This is a genomic window from Cyanobium sp. NIES-981 (assembly GCF_900088535.1).
Lineage (GTDB): Bacteria > Cyanobacteriota > Cyanobacteriia > PCC-6307 > Cyanobiaceae > NIES-981.
The window spans coordinates 2,022,679-2,038,811 of record NZ_LT578417.1; the positions used below are offsets into that span (position 1 = coordinate 2,022,679).

Here is a 16,133-nt window from a genome sequence, read left to right on the forward strand (position 1 = left end):
TGCACCCTAGGCACCGCGCCGCGCCAGCACCCGCTGCAGCCGCCTGCACCAGCGCCGGGCCCGCAGCCGCCACAGCGGCGGGGCCTGCAGCGGCGGCTCCCCGGCCAGCAGGCGGTCCCAGTGGTCGTTCACGCGGGTGAGGGCCTGGCGCCAGCGCTCCAGCTGGGCCGCCTCGCTGCTGGCCGCCAGCAGGGCATCCAGCTCGGCGGCCGGGGCGCGCCAGGCGGCCGGAGCGGCCACGGCGGCGCTGATCCGCTCCAGGTCGGCGCTGAGGGTGCCGGCGCCGAGCTGGTGGCCGAGGCGGCCGGGGTCGAGGCTGTCGGCCAGGGCGTGGTTGAGGCTGCTGAACACCACGCAGCCGCAGGCCAGCGCCTCCAGGGGCGGCAGGCCGAAGCCCTCGCTCACGCCGCTCCCCCGCCAGTGGTCAGCCGAGTCGTAGAGCACCACGGCGGCGCTGTTGAACAGGTCCACCAGGTCGTCGACCCAGCCGGCCTGCACCTCCACCCGCAGGCCCCGGCGCCGCAGGGCCGGCACCAGCACCTCCAGCAGGTAGGCGCTGCTCTTGCGCTGCTGCACCAGCACGTCGATGGGCCGCTCGCCGGAGCCGTCGCGGCGGCCCCGCTCGAGCCACTTCGGATCGAGGGCATTGGGCACCAGGGCCAGGGGGTTGCGGCTGGCCCACTGGCCCCAGTAGCCGAGGGTGTTGCGGCTCACCGCCAGCACCGGCACGCCGGCCGGCAGGGCGAAGCCGTAGCCGCTGCTGTGGGCGTGGTAGGCCACGGGGCGGCCGCGCAGGGCCCGCAGCTGGCGCGGCACATCGAAGCCCCAGCTCACGATCCAGAGCGCCCGGGCGGCGGCGGGATCCCGCCGCGGCTCGGCCCGCAGCAGATCGGCCAGGAAGGGGTGCTCCGGCTCCCGCCGCCGGTAGGTGACCACCTCGGTGGGCACCAGCTGCTGCAGCAGCCGGGCTGTCTGCAGCTCCACCAGCAGGCCGCCGCCGCGCAGGCGGCCGCCGGTGCCGGGCACGAGAACACGAAGCGGTCGCAAGGGCCGGGGGCACACGCCACCCGACTCTGACGCAGCCTGGAACGCTGTCAGGTGGACCCTGTCAGATGGACGGGCTCAGGCCGCCACGGCCTCGGTGCTGCCGGTGCGCTGGCGGCGGGTGAGGAAGCCGAAGAGCACCTTGCCGATGGCGGCGATCAGGTTGCCTTCCAGCTCCTGGAACATCTTCATGTTCAGGTGGAAGGCATGGTTGGCCTCCGCCACGATCCGGTCGGCCGTGGCCTGGTCGATCGGCAGCTGGTCGAGCGTGGCCCGGTAGTTCACCTTGAAGGCCTTCTCATCCGGAATGGCATCGAACTCGTAGAAGCGCAGGCCATCGTGATCGCCGAGGTTCATCGCCTTCTGGGCGATGTTCTTGAGGATCTGGCCGCCGGAGAGATCGCCGATGTAGCGGGTGTAGTGGTGGCCCACCAGCAGCTCGGGGCTCTCGCTGGCCACCTGGTGCAGCCGCGCCACGTACTCCTGGGCGGCGGGGGTGGCCTTCACGGCACTGCGCCAGTCGGGGCCGAAGTAGAAGGCGAGATCCTGCTCGAGGCTCTCGCGGCGGTTGAGCTCGGGGAAGGCCACCGGACCCACCACCGGGTGGCTGCGCAGCCTGGCGAACTCCTCCTCCATGGCGGAGTACACGAAGTAGAGGTCGGCCACCAGGGTGCGGTAGCTGGCCTTGTCCACCACCCCCTTGAGGAAGCAGCTCACGAAGCCGGTGTTCTCGGCCATGGTGTGGGCCTTCTTGGTGCCTTCACGCAACTGGGAGGCGAGAGCAACGGACATGACCTGGCGGCAGCGCGACACGGGCAGGGGCCACCGTAGGCGTGGCGTTTGCTGCGGCGCTGTCAAGATTGCGAAGGGTTACGCGGCGCAGGCGCCGTTCACCTCGAACAGATCGAAGAGGTCGCGGCAGAACTGCTGCAGCTTGGCCACCGCGGCGGCGTCGGGCAGATGGCTGCCGGTGGGGTGCCAGTCGCCCACGGTGGCGAGCCGCCAGCGCTCCGATTCATAGGTGAGGCCGCGGATCAGCACGCCGAGCAGCCGCGGCCGCCCGGCCGCCCCCGCGCCGGAGCCGTGGCGGACCGGCGCGCAGTCGAGCCGCAGCTGCACCAGAAACGAGCGGCACTGGCTGCGGGGGCTCCAGCCGGGCAGGTGGAAGGAGAGGTCCACGCTCTCGGTGTCGGCGAACTCGCGGGTGCAGGGATCGTCGCGCCAGGGCGTGAGGTTGGCGCGGGCATCGGGGAACTGGGCCCGGAACAGGGCCGCCGCCGAGGCGATCGCCTGGGCCAGTTCCAGATTTCTGGCCTGGTCGGCGGCGTTCATGCCGTTTCCCCTGAGCAGAACCGCACTGAGTCAAAACCTAGGCTCGCCGCACCTCCAGTGCCGCAGGAATGGCTACCAGCCCCGTGACCGCGCCTGTGAGCTTCGAGAAGCTCACCCCCCCCAGCAGCGGTACCGCCATCCGCTTCGAGGACGGCCTGCCGGTGGTGCCGAACGACCCGATCATCCCCTTCATCCGCGGCGACGGCACGGGTGTGGACATCTGGCCCGCCACCCAGCGGGTGCTGGATGCGGCGGTGGCCAGGGCCTACGGCGGCGAGCGCCGCATCGAGTGGTTCAAGGTGTACGCCGGCGACGAGGCCTGCGACCTCTACGGCACCTACCAGTACCTGCCGGAGGACACCCTCACCGCCATCCGCACCTACGGGGTGGCGATCAAGGGGCCCCTCACCACGCCAATCGGCGGCGGCATCCGCTCGCTGAACGTGGCCCTGCGCCAGATCTTCGATCTGTACTGCTGCGTGCGGCCCTGCCGCTACTACGCCGGCACCCCCAGCCCCCACAAGCGTCCGCAGGATCTGGACGTGATCGTGTACCGGGAGAACACCGAGGACATCTACATGGGGATCGAGTGGGAAGCCACCGATCCGGTGTGCGTGGAGCTGATCGAGCACCTCAACACCGTGGTGATCCCGGCCAACGGCAAGCTCGGCAAGCGGCTCATTCCCACCGGCGCCGGCATCGGCATCAAGCCGGTGAGCAAGCACGGCAGCCAGCGCCACATCCGCAAGGCGATCCAGCACGCCCTGCGCCTGGAGGGCGGCAAGCGCCACGTGACCCTGGTGCACAAGGGCAACATCATGAAGTTCACGGAAGGAGCCTTCCGCGACTGGGGCTATGAGCTGGCCACCACCGAGTTCCGCAGCGAGTGCGTCACGGAGCGCGAGAGCTGGATCCTCGACAACGCCGACCGCAACCCCGGCCTGAGCATCGAGGCCAACGCCCGCATGGTGGACCCGGGCTACGACGCGCTGACGCCGGAGAAGAAGGAGGCGATCTGCGCCGAGGTGCAGGGGGTGCTGGAGGCGATCGGCGCCAGCCACGGCAACGGCCAGTGGAAGCAGATGGTGATGGTGGACGACCGCATCGCCGACAGCATCTTCCAGCAGATCCAGACCCGCCCGGCCGACTACTCGGTGCTGGCCACCCTCAACCTCAACGGCGACTACATCTCCGATGCTGCCGCCGCGGTGGTGGGCGGCCTGGGCATGGCGCCCGGCGCCAACATCGGCGACACCGCCGCCATCTTCGAGGCCACCCACGGCACCGCCCCGAAGCACGCCGGCCTCGACCGGATCAACCCCGGCTCGGTGATCCTCAGCGGCGTGATGATGCTGGAGTACATGGGCTGGCAGGAGGCCGCCGACCTGATCACCGCGGGGCTGAGCGCCGCCATCGCCAATCAGGAGGTCACCTATGACCTGGCGCGGCTGATGGAACCGCCGGTGGAGCCGGTGAGCTGTTCGGGCTTCGCCGAGGCCGTGGTGCGCCACTTCGGGGGGTGAGCGGGGCAGACTCGCCTGATGACAGCCACCGGCTCCCCGGCTCCCTCCCCCGCGGCTCCGCCCCTGGCGGCGCTCTCCGCCACCGACCCCTGCGTGCACTGCGGCTTCTGTCTGCCCAGCTGCGCCAGCTACCGGGTGCTGGGCACGGAGATGGATTCGCCGCGGGGCCGCATCCATGCCCTCAAGGCGATCGAGGCCGGTGAGCTGGAGCTCGATGCCACGGTGGCCCGGCACTTCGACAGCTGCCTGGGCTGCCTGGCCTGCGTCACGGCCTGCCCCTCGGGGGTGCGCTACGACCAGCTGATCGAGGCCACCCGCCCCAAGCTCAACGCGCCGGAGCTGCGCAGCCCGGCGGCGAACGCCTTCCGCAGGCTGCTGTTCGCCCTGCTGCCCTACCCCCGGCGCCTGCGCGCCGCCCTCACGCCGCTGCGGGCCTACGCCGGCACGCCGCTGCAGGGGCTGGCGCGCCGCAGCGGCCTCACCCGCCTGCTCGGCCCCCAGCTGGAGGCGATGGAGCGGCTGCTGCCGCCCCTGGCCCCCGAGGCGTTCATCGACGGCTTCCCGGTGGTGGTGCCGGCCCGGGGCGAACGCCGCGCCCGGGTGGGGCTGGTGCTGGGCTGCGTGCAGCGGCTGTTCGACCCCGAAGTGAATGCCGCGGCGGTGCGGGTGCTGAGCGCCAACGGCGTCGAGGTGGTGATCCCACCGGCGCAGGGCTGCTGCGGCGCCGTGACCCACCACCAGGGCGAGGAGGCCCACACCCGGGCCCTGGCCGATGCCCTGGTGGCCAGCTTCACGGCGGTGCTGGGGCCGGAGCGGCCGGCTGGGGCCGAGCCGCTCGATGCGGTGCTGGTGGCGGCTTCGGGCTGCGGCCACACGATGAAGGCCTACGGGCGGCTGGCCAGCGGTGATTTTCCAGCGCCGGTGGCCGACATCCATGAATTTCTGGCGCAGCTGGGGCTCAGCGAGGGTTTCCGCGCTCAGCTGCAACCGCTGGCCCACCCCAATGGCACGCCGGCCAGCGCCGAGCGGCCGCTCACGGTGGCCTTCCACGACGCCTGCCACATGCTCCACGGCCAGGGCATCAGCGCCGAGCCGCGCGCTCTGCTGCGGGCGATCCCCCACCTGCGGTTGGTGGAGGCCATGGAGGCGGGGGTGTGCTGCGGCAGCGCCGGCATCTACAACCTGGTGCAGCCCGAGGAGGCGGCGGAGCTGGGACGGATCAAGGCGGCCGACCTGGCCGGCACGGGCGCAGAGCTGGTGAGCAGCGCCAACATCGGCTGCACGATGCAGCTGCGCCGCCACCTCGATGGCGAGGCAGGCGCGGCGCTGCCGGTGCTGCACCCGATCCAGCTGCTGGATCAAAGCTGGCAGGCCGGAGCGCAAGCATGAGCCGCGAGGCGCCGAACCTGGCGGTGCTGATCGATTCCGACAACGCCCAGGCGGCGGTGATCAGCGACCTGCTGGCGGAGGTGTCCCAGGTGGGCACCGCCACGGTGAAACGGGCCTATGGCGACTGGACCACGCCACAGCTGAGCAGCTGGAAGGAGGTGCTGAACGTGCACGCGATCCAGCCGGTGCAGCAGTTCAGCTACACGAGCGGCAAGAACGCCACCGATTCAGCCCTGATCATCGATGCGATGGACCTGCTGCACGGCGGCCGGGTGGACGGCTTCTGCCTGGTGTCCTCCGACAGCGACTTCACCCGGCTGGCCACCCGCATCCGCGAGGAGGGGCTGCTGGTGATCGGCTTCGGCGAGCGGAAAACGCCGAAGGCGTTCGTGGCCGCCTGCGATCGCTTCCTCTATACCGACATCCTCAAACGCTCGGGCAGCAGCACCGGCTCAGGCGGCGGCGGCCGCCAGAGCGACAACGACGCACCGCCGCTGAAGCCGTTCCTGTGCGAAGCGATCACGGCCGTGACCCAGGACGACGGCTGGGCGCCGTTGGGCATGGTGGGCAGCCTGCTGCAGAAGAACGACCCATCCTTTGATGCCCGCAACTACGGCTTCCGCAAACTGAGCGAACTGGTGAAGGCCCAGAACTACCTCACCGTGAAGGAAGTGCCGGTGAGCCCGGGCAGCTCCCAGATGCACCTCTCAGTGCGGCTGCGCGGGGGCTGAGGCCATGGGCGCTATGCACAAGGTAAATGCATCGACCGCCAGTAGTTCACTATGAACATGTGGATACCAGACCCGTGAACCACCGCTGGGATTTCACTGGATCCATCGAAAGCGAAGTGGTGGACGGGGATCAGACGGGTAACGCGCGGGCCTCTGGCAGATGTTTGCGGAAAGGGAGGCCGGATCGGGAGTGGTTCACGGAACTGTCCGATGACCAACTGGGCATAACAAACAGGAATGCTGCATTTTAGAAGTGACGTGGACCCCAACAGTCGGTCCAGGTTGAATGAGAGTCTTCAGCCGGCCAGACTGGGCCGGGGACTCCACCATGAAACGCACCAGGCACACAGCGGAGCAGATCATCCGCAAGCTCAAGACCGCCGAGCAGCTGATCGCCTAGGGCAAGACCGTCGCCGACGTCTGCCGTGTCATAGAGGTGACGCAGCCGACGTACCACCGCTGGCGCCAGCAGTACGGGGGCATGCAGGCCGATGAGGCCCGGCGGCTGACCCAGCTGGAGAAGGAGAACGCCCGACTCAAGAAGTTGCTGGCAGAAGCCGAGTTGGAGAAGGCGATGCTCAAGGACCTCGCCGAGGGAAACTTCTGAGCCCGGAACGCCGCCGCAGGGCTGTTGACGTGGACCCCGGGAATTGGTCCAGGGTGAATGAGAGTCCTCAGCCGGCCAGACTGGGCCGGGGACTTCACCATGAAACGCACCAGGCACACAGCGGAGCAGATCATCCGCAAGCTCAAGACCGCCGACCAGCTGATTGCCCAGGGCAAGACCGTCGCCGATGTCTGCCGCGTCATCGAGGTGACACAGCCGACCTATCACCGCTGGAAGCAGCAGTACGGCGGGATGCAGGCCGAGGAGGCCCGCCGGCTGACGCAGCTGGAGAAGGAGAACGCCCGGCTCAAGAAGTTGTTGGCAGAAGCCGAGTTGGAGAAGGCGATGCTCAAGGACCTTGCGGAGGGAAACTTCTGAGCCCGGAACGCCGTCGCAGGGCCGTCACGGTCCTGCAGGAGCGTTACCGGGCATCAGAGCGCCAGGCCTGCCGTGTTGTGGGGCAGCACCGCAGCACCCAGCGCCATTGCGGGAAGGTCGTCGACCTGGAGGAGACCAAGCTTCGGCACCGCCTGAGGGAGATTGCAGCTGAGCACATCCGCTGGGGCCGCCGCATGGCCTACCGCCTGCTGCGTCGGGAGGGCTGGACCGTGAACCACAAGCGGGTGCAACGGCTCTGGCGGGAGGAGGGGCTGCAGCGGCCCACTCCCAGGAAGCGGAAGCGGGCACGGCCCGCCGACGGCTCGGTGAGGCGTCACCGGGCCCAGCATCCCCACCAGGTGTGGGCCATGGATTTCCAGTTCGATGCCACCGCCGATGGCCGCAGACTCAAGTTCCTGAACGTGATCGACGAGCACAGCCGCCTCTGCCTGGCGATCCGGGTGGGCAGGCGGTGCAAGGCCAAAGACGTGGTGACTGTGCTGGAGGAACTCACCAGCCTCTACCCGGCGCCAGCGTTCATCCGATCGGACAACGGCCCTGAGTTCATTGCCCAGGCTCTACGGGACTGGTGTGAGACCAGTACCACCACCAGCACGGCCTACATCGAGCCAGGATCCCCGTGGGAGAACGGTTTTGCCGAGTCGTTCAACGGCCGGTTCCGGGATGAGTTCCTCAACACCGAGTTGTTCACCACAGCCCCGGAGGCTCAGATCCTGGCCGATCGCTGGCGATGGGAGTACAACACGCTCAGGCCACACTCGGCCCTCCAAGGGCGTACGCCCATGGAGGCAGCTCAACAAGGAGCTGCAGCATGACCATGACCACCCACTCTCATAAGCCCTGGACCGATAAAGGGGGTCACGTCACTGTCACGGTCTTGCAGGAGCGTTACCGGGCTTCTGAACGCCTCGTCTGCCGGGTGGTGGGCCAGCACCGCAGCACCCAGCGCCAGGGCGGCAAGGTCATCGACCTGGAGGAGGCCAAACTCCGCCATCGCCTCCGCGAAATCGCAGCGGAGCACATCCGCTGGGGCCGCCGGATGGCCTACCGGCTGCTCAGGCGGGAGGGCTGGACCGTCAATCACAAGCGCATGCAACGACTCTGGCGGGAGGAAGGCCTGCAGCGGCCGACTCCCAGAAACCGAAAGCGGGCACGGCCGGCAGACGGCTCGGTGAGGCGTCACCGGGCCCAGCATCCCCACCAGGTGTGGGCCATGGATTTCCAGTTCGATGCCACCGCCGATGGCCGCAGACTCAAGTTCCTGAACGTGATCGACGAGCACAGCCGCCTCTGCCTGGCGATCCGGGTGGGCAGGCGGTGCAAGGCCAAAGACGTGGTGACTGTGCTGGAGGAACTCACCAGCCTCTACCCGGCGCCAGCGTTCATCCGATCGGACAACGGCCCTGAGTTCATTGCCCAGGCTCTACGGGACTGGTGCGAGGCCAGTGGCACCGCCACGGCGTACATCGAGCTGGGTTCACCAAGGGAGAACGGCTTTGCCGAGTCGTTCAACGACCGCTTCCGCGATGAGTTCCTCAACACGGAGCTGTTCACCACAGCTCCGTAGGCGCAGATCCTGGCCGATCGCTAGCGCTGGGAGTACAACACGCTCAGGCCGCACTCGGCCCTCCAGGGGCTGACGCCCCTGGAGGCAGTTCAACAGGGAGCTGCCGCATGACCACACCCATCCACTCTCATAAGGCCTGGGCCGATAAAGGGAGTCACGTCAGAAGATGTAAATAATTATGACTCCCAAGCGCCCTTGCGTTTTCGGAATTAATATTAGTGGAACTCATTTACTGTTTATGGTTAGGACACCGTTTCGAGCTGGTGCGAGGGTAAGGGTTACGCAGGGAGACGAGACCACTAACCATTCTGGGTTCCCCGGAATGATTGCATACGACCTAGTAGCATCAGGAGATACAACAATTACCAGCGCTACCGATGGGGTTGTGCTCTTTGCCGGGCTCAATGGATCAGAGACTTCTGGATATGGGTATACAGTAGTAATTCGACATAGCACAGGTGTCGATATTTATGGTCATCTACTAAAAAATACATTCAGAGTCGCAACAGGACAATCAGTAAGCGCAGGTCAAGCGCTAGGTCTTATGGGTAGCTCAGGGAACTCAACAGCAGCTCATTTACACTTTGAACGAAGACAGGGTTCAGTAAGTGTACGACAGACTAGTCAGTTGAACAACACGTGGACAATATCAGGAGGCACTTCCGCTAGAATTGACTTTACAGATGACCTTTCTATTGGCACCTTTAAGGGGGAAACATGGACATCTACCAATTCAGGCAGCAACTGGAATGTGGACCCCGTTCTTTTCAGCCCTGTTGCCGATATTTCGAAAGTCAATGGAGTGAGTGGTCAGAGTGAGGTGATTTTCAGGCCGGGGAATGGAGATGTTCGCGCATTTCTAGCTAATTCATCGGGACTGGCGTTCCTTTACCACAAGATTGGATCTACTGGAACCGAGCAAAAGCTTATTGGCTCTGGCAATATCTCAGGATCTACCCAGTCGAACGACGAACTGATTTTTCGGACGCCGCAGAGTGAGATTTACGGATTTAGACTTGGCGAGGATGGTGTAGCAACTCAATGGTATCGCGTTGGAGGGGTTGGCTCAGATCAGCAAGTTCAAGGAATTGGGGACATCACAGGTGATGGCAAAGATGAGATTATATTCCGGTCTAGAGGCTCCATTGGAGCGTTTCACACGGACATGAATGGCGTTGCGACTACATTTAGAAATGTTGGGTCTGTCGGAATGGACAGACAAGTGATTGGGGTTGGCGATATAACAGGAGACGGTAAAGATGAAATTATTTTTGGCGGATTAGACGGAAATATTGGAGCATTTAACACTAGCTCATCCGGCGTCGCCCTTAACTATTTTTCAGTTGGCTGGGCAGATCCAAGCATGCGAGTCATAGGCCCTGCCGATATTAATGGCGACAATAGAGATGAAATTATCTTTAGGGCAAACAACGGGGACGTCGGCGCCTTCAGGATCAACAGCTCAGGCGTTGCGGTGCAATATTATAAGGTCGGCTGGGCAGATCCAACTCACAAACTCATCGGCTTTGGAAATGTGAATGTAAATTCGCCAGGGGAAGAAATCCTATTTCGCAGTCCAAATGGTGATTTAAATGCCTTTTTTATGAATAGTAGCGGGGTTGCTAGTTCATGGAACAAACTTGGATGGGCAGATCCCGGCGTGCCCACAATGTGACTTACTGGCCAACAAACCCCTATGGTGGACAAGCCACCACCAAACACTCTTTCTTTGCTTCTCCAGCTCATTACCAACCACTCAGGGGTTGCGTTGGCATGGGCAGTCGAAGCAAGACCAACATGCCATGTCTCCCATAGGCAGGCAGGAAAACCTGCCTGTCCATCAACCCTGGCTCTGGCTATGTATCGCTTAGTGCAAAGCCTAATCGGGCTCAAGAACTCTTTGTCCTGCTAACCAATATAGGGATCTCGCATAGGACAGAAGCTCCCCGCCAGCCATGCGCTGGTTAACCCAGACGCCGCCCAGGAAAAAGCAACTCTTGGCCATCGCCACAGAAGTCCAGCGTCCCCTCAGAACAACAGACAACGGTCATGAGGTGAACGTCTGATAACTTGTGTGTATGGAACGTTGACATCTTGGCGGGGCTGTTCAGGCTTCAGGTATTCAGTTTCATACCTTCATGGGGCAGCATGATGGCAGAACAACAGCAGGATCCAGGCGCAGTAACGCAGCCGGCTGAGTCCCACTCCGACATGGGGGATTCTTCGCTCCCAGGCCCTGGACGCTTTTACTGTGGATTGATTGAAAGACCCACACGGGTCTTTGACCCGGGCGTATCCGCTGAGCGTGTTCGCCTCATCAATCTGTTCGGCAACAAGTGGGTGAGCGGAACGGTGCTTCGCTATTACTTTTTCGACCGGAACACCGACGGCCAGAACGTGCTGCTCTCTGATGGCACCAGTGAATGGCGAAGCTGGGTGGGTGCCGAAGAGCAGAAGGCCGTGGTGCGCCGCGGCTTCGAAGCCTGGAAGACGGTGGGGATCGGCATCGAGTTTCAGGAAGTGAGTGAACGCGAGGAGGCAGAGATTCGCATTGGTTTCATGCGTGGAGACGGTGCCTGGTCTTGGCTGGGCCGGGACATCCTCGAGCATGGACCGAATGAGCGCACGATGAACTTCGGCTGGGATCTGACTAGGTGTGTAGTCCCACCACGTTGTTCAGCTGACGATTGGGTGTGAGGTCGCCAGGGTCGGGGTGTCACCGCCCATCCCAAGACCTCACACCCCATGCATAGCCACCCCAATGCCCGACTGACGCCGATCAGTCGGGAACGCCTGATTCGTCGGCACCTCAATGAGGGCGTGCCGCTCAAGGCCCTTGCGGCACAAGCCGGGATCAGCCTGCGCAGCGCCTACAAGTGGCTGGCGCGTTTCCGTGATGGCGGCGTAACGGCACTGGCGGATCGACGGAGTGTTCGCCGCACCCAGCGGCGGACGCTCGATCCGCAGCAACTGCAGCAGGCTGTGGATCTACGGCACCAGCGCTGCACTCTCCGGCGCATCGCCAGGGCCGTCAAGGCGCCCCTCTCGACCGTCGGACGTGTGATGAATGCCCTGGGGCTGGGACGGCTCAGAAATCTTGAACCCAAGGTTCCAGTTCGCCGCTACCAGTGGGAGCGGCCTGGCGACATGATCCATGTCGACACCAAACAGCTGGCCAGGTTTGAGCGGGTCGGTCACCGGATCACCGGTGACCGTCGTCAAGGCTCTTCCCGAGGCGCCGGCTACGAGAAGGTGCACGTCGCCATCGACGACGCCACCCGCCTGGCGTATGTGGAGGTGCTGGCCGACGAGCAGAGGGCAACGACTGTTGGATTCCTGGCCCGTGCAGTCGGTTGGTTCTCGGAGCAGGGGATCACCTGCCGGAGGATCCTGTCGGATAACGGCTCCGCCTACCGCTCAGGGGATTGGCGAAAAGCCTGCCGGGCATTGGATCTGAAACCCATCCGCACCAAGCCCTATACGCCGCAAACCAACGGCAAGGCCGAGCGGTTTATCAAAACGATCCTGGCGGAATGGGCCTACGTGATCGCCTACCAGACATCAGAGGAACGCAACCGCTGGCTACGTCGCTATCTGGCCATCTATAACGGCAACAGGTGCCACATGGCTCTCGGTGGCCTCACGCCTCAGCAGTCCCTCCAGCGATTGCTGATCGCTGAATGACCTGGTGAGAAAACACAACTAGGCCGGGTGAAATCGACACCGCGATCCATGAGATCGGCCACACCCTTGGCTTTCCGCACGAACACCAGAATCCAAAGGCAGGAATTGAATGGAACGAAGAAGCCGTCTACGCCGCCCTGGCCCAACCTCCGAATGGCTGGGATCGCCAGACGACATTCTGGAACATCATCCGCAAACTCTCCCCCAATGAAGTGGAGGGCACCACGTGGGATCCAGACTCCGTGATGCACTATCCATTCGGGCCGGGGCTCATCAGGAAGCCGGAGCAGTATGCCAGCGGTTTGCAGCCGGCAGGAGGCCTCTCGGCCAAAGACAATGCCTGGGTCAGGTCTCTGTACCCACCCGCGCAGCAGGAGGAGGAGACGTTACGCCCCTCGCAATCTGTACTGCTCCATATTGCAGCCGGTGAGCAGCGCCACTTCAGGGTGAGTTCAAACGAGTCTCGCTATTACCAGTTCCAGACCTTTGGCACCTCAGACACCGTGATGGTGTTGTTCGAGGAAGATCATGGGCAGCTCCGCTACCGCATAGGAGCCGATGACAGCGGGGAGGATCTCAATGCTTCCTTCCGGTACAAGCTGATCCGGGGCAGAAACTACGTGCTCAGAGTTCGCCTCTACTACGCCGACAGACCAGGAGAAACAGCCGTGATGATGTGGTAACCCGTGTGATCCACTGTGATATGGCCTGCTGGACCATGGAGCAGACGCATGGGGAGGAGCAGCCATCAAGGGCCTCAGCAGCCTCATTCACCTGAAATCGACATTGGAGGGAAGCCACGATGGGCAGCAGGAAGCTTGAACTCATTCGTGAGGAGAAACTCCATAAGCTGCTGCCCGGCAAGAACCCACGGAGCAGACTTGAAGCTAGTGGGGTTTATGCGATCAACGAATCGACCTGCTATGTGATCTTTGACAACCTCAACGAAGTGGCCCTGATTGACACTTCATTGAAAAGCAAGAGCCAGAATCGCATCATCCCTGTTCTTAACGTGGGCACAGGCTTTGAGGACATCACCTATGACCCACACAAGGAAATCTTTTATCTCATCATTGAAGCCCTGAAGGATGCCAACGGTGATTTCCATGGGCTTGCAGGGGAGTACAAGCGCGACCTCACATTCTGCAGCTGCAGGCTGCTGGATGTCGCCTTCGCCAAGAAGAACAAGGGCTTCGAAGGGGTGGAGCACCTGTGGCGCGATGGCAACGAATACCTTGTGGGCCTGTGGGAGGACGCGTTGAATCAGGACGATCAACGCCAAGGCACGGGCCTGCTGCATCTCTTCCTGAAGGCTGACGACGGCGCCTGGACAAAAGAATTTGCCATTGAATTACCTTCAACAGCGCAATTCAAGGATTACGCTGCCATTGCCAAGCGTGGCAATCAGGTTACCGTGCTCTCCCAGTCGTCGCGAAGGATCTGGATCGGAAAGCTGAACGAAGCCGCAGACGGCTTTGCTGCTGACGCGGGCATAGTCTATCGTTTTCCCTCAAAGCACTATGCCAACGTTGAAGGGGTGTCCTGGCTGAGCGACAACGAACTTGTCATGGTGTCCGATCGACGCAAGAACGATCACAACAAGAAAGACCAGAGCAAGGGCGACGCATCAAAGGATCAGTCGATCCACATTTTCCGCATCCCAGCCGATCATGCTTAGAGGCAACGCCTCGATCTGAACGACCGCTCGGAAGGCTGAAGCTGACCGCTGAAGATGAGCCTTGAAGATGATCGTTGAAGAAGACAACACTGCCTGGCCAGCTCCATCACAACCGGTGTGAGCTCTGCGCGCGACGACGTGTAGGAACAACCAACGCAGCGCTCTCGTCCTCTGCCATGGAGGCGGCCTGCTGCCGCTTGCTGGCGATCAAGCCCACGCTGAGCTGGTGCCATGCCTGACGGGAACCGCTGCATCAATCAGGCGGCCGTCCAGGCGGCCTTCGGCCATCAGCGCTCTGGGGCAGGGCGTGCTGATCGCAGGATCCAGCGCGGCCGTTGACCGCCTGCGGTGCCGCTTGCCATTTCGCCTCTCCCTCACCAGTCTGGCCATGGCCGTGCCAGGACGATCCGGTCCATGCCCTGTCTCCCCAGCCTGAGCAGCCTCGCGGATTACCAGCTGGTGGTGGTGGGGTCAGGCAACGGCGCCTGCGGCTTCCTCGACCAGGTGCTGCGGGGGAACGCGCCACCACGGGTGCTCGTGCTCGAGGAGGGCGACAACTTCTTCGAAACCAGCGACATCACCCACCAGCGCAACTGGAGCCGCTCCTACGCCGAGGGCGACATCTTTCGCCTGCACCACGCCCTCACCGCCGATGGGCTGCCGGTGCTCTGCGGCCGCGCCTGCACGATGGGCGGCGGGGGCTCGATCAATTACACGATGATCTTCGAGTCGCCCGCATGGCTGCAGGACCATGTCGGCCACGAGCCTGCCTACTGGCAGGACTGCATGCAGGAGCTGGTGGCGGCCCTGCAGCCACGGGACCCCGTGCTCACGCCCCTCGCGGAGCATGTGCTCGGCAGGCTGCAGGAGGCTGGCTACACGCTGAACCCTGATCGGGTGGGTCCGGTGCCTGTGCTGCCGGAGCAGCATCAGCCCCTGATCCACCCCTTCCCCACCCCGTTCGATGCCTTTGGCCAGCGCGTGCACAGCGGCGTTTCCCTGCTCGAGTGGGAGGGCAACCCGCAGCTGGATTTCTGCACGGGCCAGCGCGTCAGCAAGCTGCTGCTGGAGCCTGGCCCCGACGGGCAACGCTGCGTGGGTCTGGAGCTCTGGGAGCCTGCCAGCGGTCGGCGGCGCGAGCTGCCGCTTGCGGCCGAGGCCCGGCTGATCCTCTGCGCCGGGGCTGGCTCACCCGCCCTGTTGCTGGAGCACCGCGACGACCTCGGCAATCCGGCGATCGGCCTTGAGGTGAACGACCACATCCTGCTGCCGTTCGGCATCTATCTGCTGCCGTGCGATCAGCCGGTGTCGCTGAAGGATCAGTACGTGGGGCTGATGGCCACCGACTGGCCAGGCGATCCCACCGCCTCGGGCGACGATCCGCTCGCCCAGCCGCCGGTGGTGGCCAATCTCGACTTCTTCGCCGGGGAGCTCGGCACCCTGCTCAACCTGCTGGCCCACCTGCTGATCGCCTTCTGGCTGCCCAATGCCTGGAAGCGCTGGATGGTGCGCTGGCCACCACTGTTCACGCTGCTCAAAACCCTCAGCCTCGCGCTCGTGGCCCTGTTCGACAGGCTCGATCAGCTGGTGCGCCTGCTGCACCATCCCTTCGGCGCCCGGCGTGAGCCCCGCACCGTGATCGCCGCCATTCTCAAATTCAACATGGCCCGCCCCGGGCAGTACCGCAGCCCCGGCGCGCCCCGAAACCCCGACCGCCCAGACCCCCAGCCCCTGCCGATCAGCCTGAACTGCTTCGCGCCGGGCACCGCCGATGCCGCGGTGGCGGAGGCGGTGATCGACCGGCACCTGCCCCTGATGAACTCCCTCGGGGTGCCCCCCCATCCGCTGGTGCAGCGTCTGATCCGCCTGCTGGCCCCCCTGCCCTACCGGCCTGATCAGGTGAAGGGCTACGTGAACCACTACCGTCGCCACGACCTGCTCACCGAGCAGCACCTTTCCGGTGGCTGCCTGTTCGGCACAGCCCTCGACCGGGGCCTGGAGGATCCCGCCCGCACGGGGCTGGTGCTGGGTTCCAGCAACATCCACGTGGCTGATCTGTCCGCAGCACCGCTACCCCGCGTCAGCCCCCAGATGACCGCCTACCTGATCGGCCACCACGTGGGCCGCCAGATGCGCCTGGCCCGCCAGGCCCGCGGCGCCTGATCACCCGACCATTCCC

Annotated in this window: 13 protein-coding genes and 2 pseudogenes; 12 read left to right on the forward strand and 3 right to left on the reverse strand. The window is 64.2% G+C overall.

From position 1 onward, the window contains the following. Positions 1-6 precede the first annotated feature (6 nt). From CBM981_RS10285 to CBM981_RS10295, 3 genes are all read right to left on the reverse strand, one after another. Positions 7-1,026 (reverse strand): glycosyltransferase, encoded by a 1,020-nt coding sequence (locus CBM981_RS10285; protein WP_087068329.1) that lies wholly within the window; start codon positions 1,024-1,026, stop codon positions 7-9. A gap of 96 nt (positions 1,027-1,122) precedes the next feature. Continuing rightward, on the reverse strand, positions 1,123-1,836 hold the full coding sequence (locus CBM981_RS10290; protein ID WP_087068330.1) for a heme oxygenase (biliverdin-producing): 714 nt from the start codon (positions 1,834-1,836) through the stop codon (positions 1,123-1,125). 78 nt (positions 1,837-1,914) lie between these two features. Beyond that, complete coding sequence (locus CBM981_RS10295) at positions 1,915-2,376, reverse strand: hypothetical protein (protein WP_087068331.1); 462 nt, start codon at positions 2,374-2,376, stop codon at positions 1,915-1,917. A gap of 68 nt (positions 2,377-2,444) precedes the next feature. Here CBM981_RS10295 and CBM981_RS10300 point away from each other — a divergent pair, with 68 nt between their 5' ends. The 12 genes and pseudogenes from CBM981_RS10300 (at position 2,445) to CBM981_RS10355 (ending at position 16,117) form a co-directional block, all read left to right on the forward strand. Then, positions 2,445-3,899, forward strand: coding sequence for an NADP-dependent isocitrate dehydrogenase (locus tag CBM981_RS10300; RefSeq protein WP_087068332.1), 1,455 nt, complete (start codon positions 2,445-2,447; stop codon positions 3,897-3,899). An 18-nt stretch (positions 3,900-3,917) separates the two neighbouring features. Beyond that, positions 3,918-5,288 (forward strand): (Fe-S)-binding protein, encoded by a 1,371-nt coding sequence (locus CBM981_RS10305; RefSeq protein WP_087068333.1) that lies wholly within the window; start codon positions 3,918-3,920, stop codon positions 5,286-5,288. Beyond that, the gene (locus CBM981_RS10310) at positions 5,285-6,019 is read left to right on the forward strand and encodes an NYN domain-containing protein (RefSeq protein ID WP_087068334.1); all 735 of its coding nucleotides are present in this window, start codon (positions 5,285-5,287) and stop codon (positions 6,017-6,019) included. Before CBM981_RS10305 ends, CBM981_RS10310 begins: the two co-directional genes overlap by 4 nt. A gap of 328 nt (positions 6,020-6,347) precedes the next feature. Continuing rightward, positions 6,348-6,652, forward strand: a pseudogene (locus tag CBM981_RS15915) (transposase); the annotation flags it as partial. Between the two features lie 73 nt (positions 6,653-6,725). Further along, a protein-coding gene (locus CBM981_RS10320; RefSeq protein WP_369801604.1) for an IS3 family transposase occupies positions 6,726-7,840 on the forward strand; the annotation gives its coding sequence in 2 pieces (ribosomal slippage) (positions 6,726-6,987 and positions 6,987-7,840; 1,116 coding nt in all). 2 nt (positions 7,841-7,842) lie between these two features. Beyond that, a pseudogene (locus tag CBM981_RS10325) lies at positions 7,843-8,703 on the forward strand (IS3 family transposase). Between the two features lie 211 nt (positions 8,704-8,914). Next, positions 8,915-10,267, forward strand: coding sequence for a VCBS repeat domain-containing M23 family metallopeptidase (locus CBM981_RS10330; RefSeq protein ID WP_157665409.1), 1,353 nt, complete (start codon positions 8,915-8,917; stop codon positions 10,265-10,267). A 419-nt stretch (positions 10,268-10,686) separates the two neighbouring features. After that, complete coding sequence (locus tag CBM981_RS15355; protein WP_157665410.1) at positions 10,687-11,289, forward strand: hypothetical protein; 603 nt, start codon at positions 10,687-10,689, stop codon at positions 11,287-11,289. A gap of 48 nt (positions 11,290-11,337) precedes the next feature. Then, complete coding sequence (locus tag CBM981_RS10340; protein ID WP_087067884.1) at positions 11,338-12,276, forward strand: IS481 family transposase; 939 nt, start codon at positions 11,338-11,340, stop codon at positions 12,274-12,276. A gap of 245 nt (positions 12,277-12,521) precedes the next feature. After that, positions 12,522-12,959 carry a hypothetical protein gene (locus tag CBM981_RS10345; RefSeq protein WP_157665411.1) on the forward strand — a complete coding sequence of 146 codons (438 nt, stop codon included), beginning with the start codon at positions 12,522-12,524 and terminating at the stop codon, positions 12,957-12,959. A 119-nt stretch (positions 12,960-13,078) separates the two neighbouring features. Beyond that, positions 13,079-13,954 (forward strand): hypothetical protein, encoded by an 876-nt coding sequence (locus CBM981_RS10350; protein WP_157665412.1) that lies wholly within the window; start codon positions 13,079-13,081, stop codon positions 13,952-13,954. 414 nt (positions 13,955-14,368) lie between these two features. Next, complete coding sequence (locus CBM981_RS10355; protein WP_087068340.1) at positions 14,369-16,117, forward strand: hypothetical protein; 1,749 nt, start codon at positions 14,369-14,371, stop codon at positions 16,115-16,117. Positions 16,118-16,133: the final 16 nt, after the last annotated feature.

Excerpts from the sequence above, each read along its gene's own strand:
- CBM981_RS10305 (WP_087068333.1), top strand. The coding sequence starts at position 3,918 with ATGACAGCCACCGGCTCCCCGGCTCCCTCCCCCGCGGCTCCGCCCCTG.
- CBM981_RS10330 (WP_157665409.1), top strand. The coding sequence starts at position 8,915 with ATGATTGCATACGACCTAGTAGCATCAGGAGATACAACAATTACCAGC.
- CBM981_RS10350 (WP_157665412.1), top strand. The coding sequence starts at position 13,079 with ATGGGCAGCAGGAAGCTTGAACTCATTCGTGAGGAGAAACTCCATAAG.
- CBM981_RS10300 (WP_087068332.1), top strand. The coding sequence starts at position 2,445 with ATGGCTACCAGCCCCGTGACCGCGCCTGTGAGCTTCGAGAAGCTCACC.
- CBM981_RS10345 (WP_157665411.1), top strand. The coding sequence starts at position 12,522 with ATGCACTATCCATTCGGGCCGGGGCTCATCAGGAAGCCGGAGCAGTAT.
- CBM981_RS10295 (WP_087068331.1), bottom strand. The coding sequence starts at position 2,376 with ATGAACGCCGCCGACCAGGCCAGAAATCTGGAACTGGCCCAGGCGATC.
- CBM981_RS10355 (WP_087068340.1), top strand. The coding sequence starts at position 14,369 with ATGCCCTGTCTCCCCAGCCTGAGCAGCCTCGCGGATTACCAGCTGGTG.
- CBM981_RS10290 (WP_087068330.1), bottom strand. The coding sequence starts at position 1,836 with ATGTCCGTTGCTCTCGCCTCCCAGTTGCGTGAAGGCACCAAGAAGGCC.
- CBM981_RS10310 (WP_087068334.1), top strand. The coding sequence starts at position 5,285 with ATGAGCCGCGAGGCGCCGAACCTGGCGGTGCTGATCGATTCCGACAAC.
- CBM981_RS10340 (WP_087067884.1), top strand. The coding sequence starts at position 11,338 with ATGCATAGCCACCCCAATGCCCGACTGACGCCGATCAGTCGGGAACGC.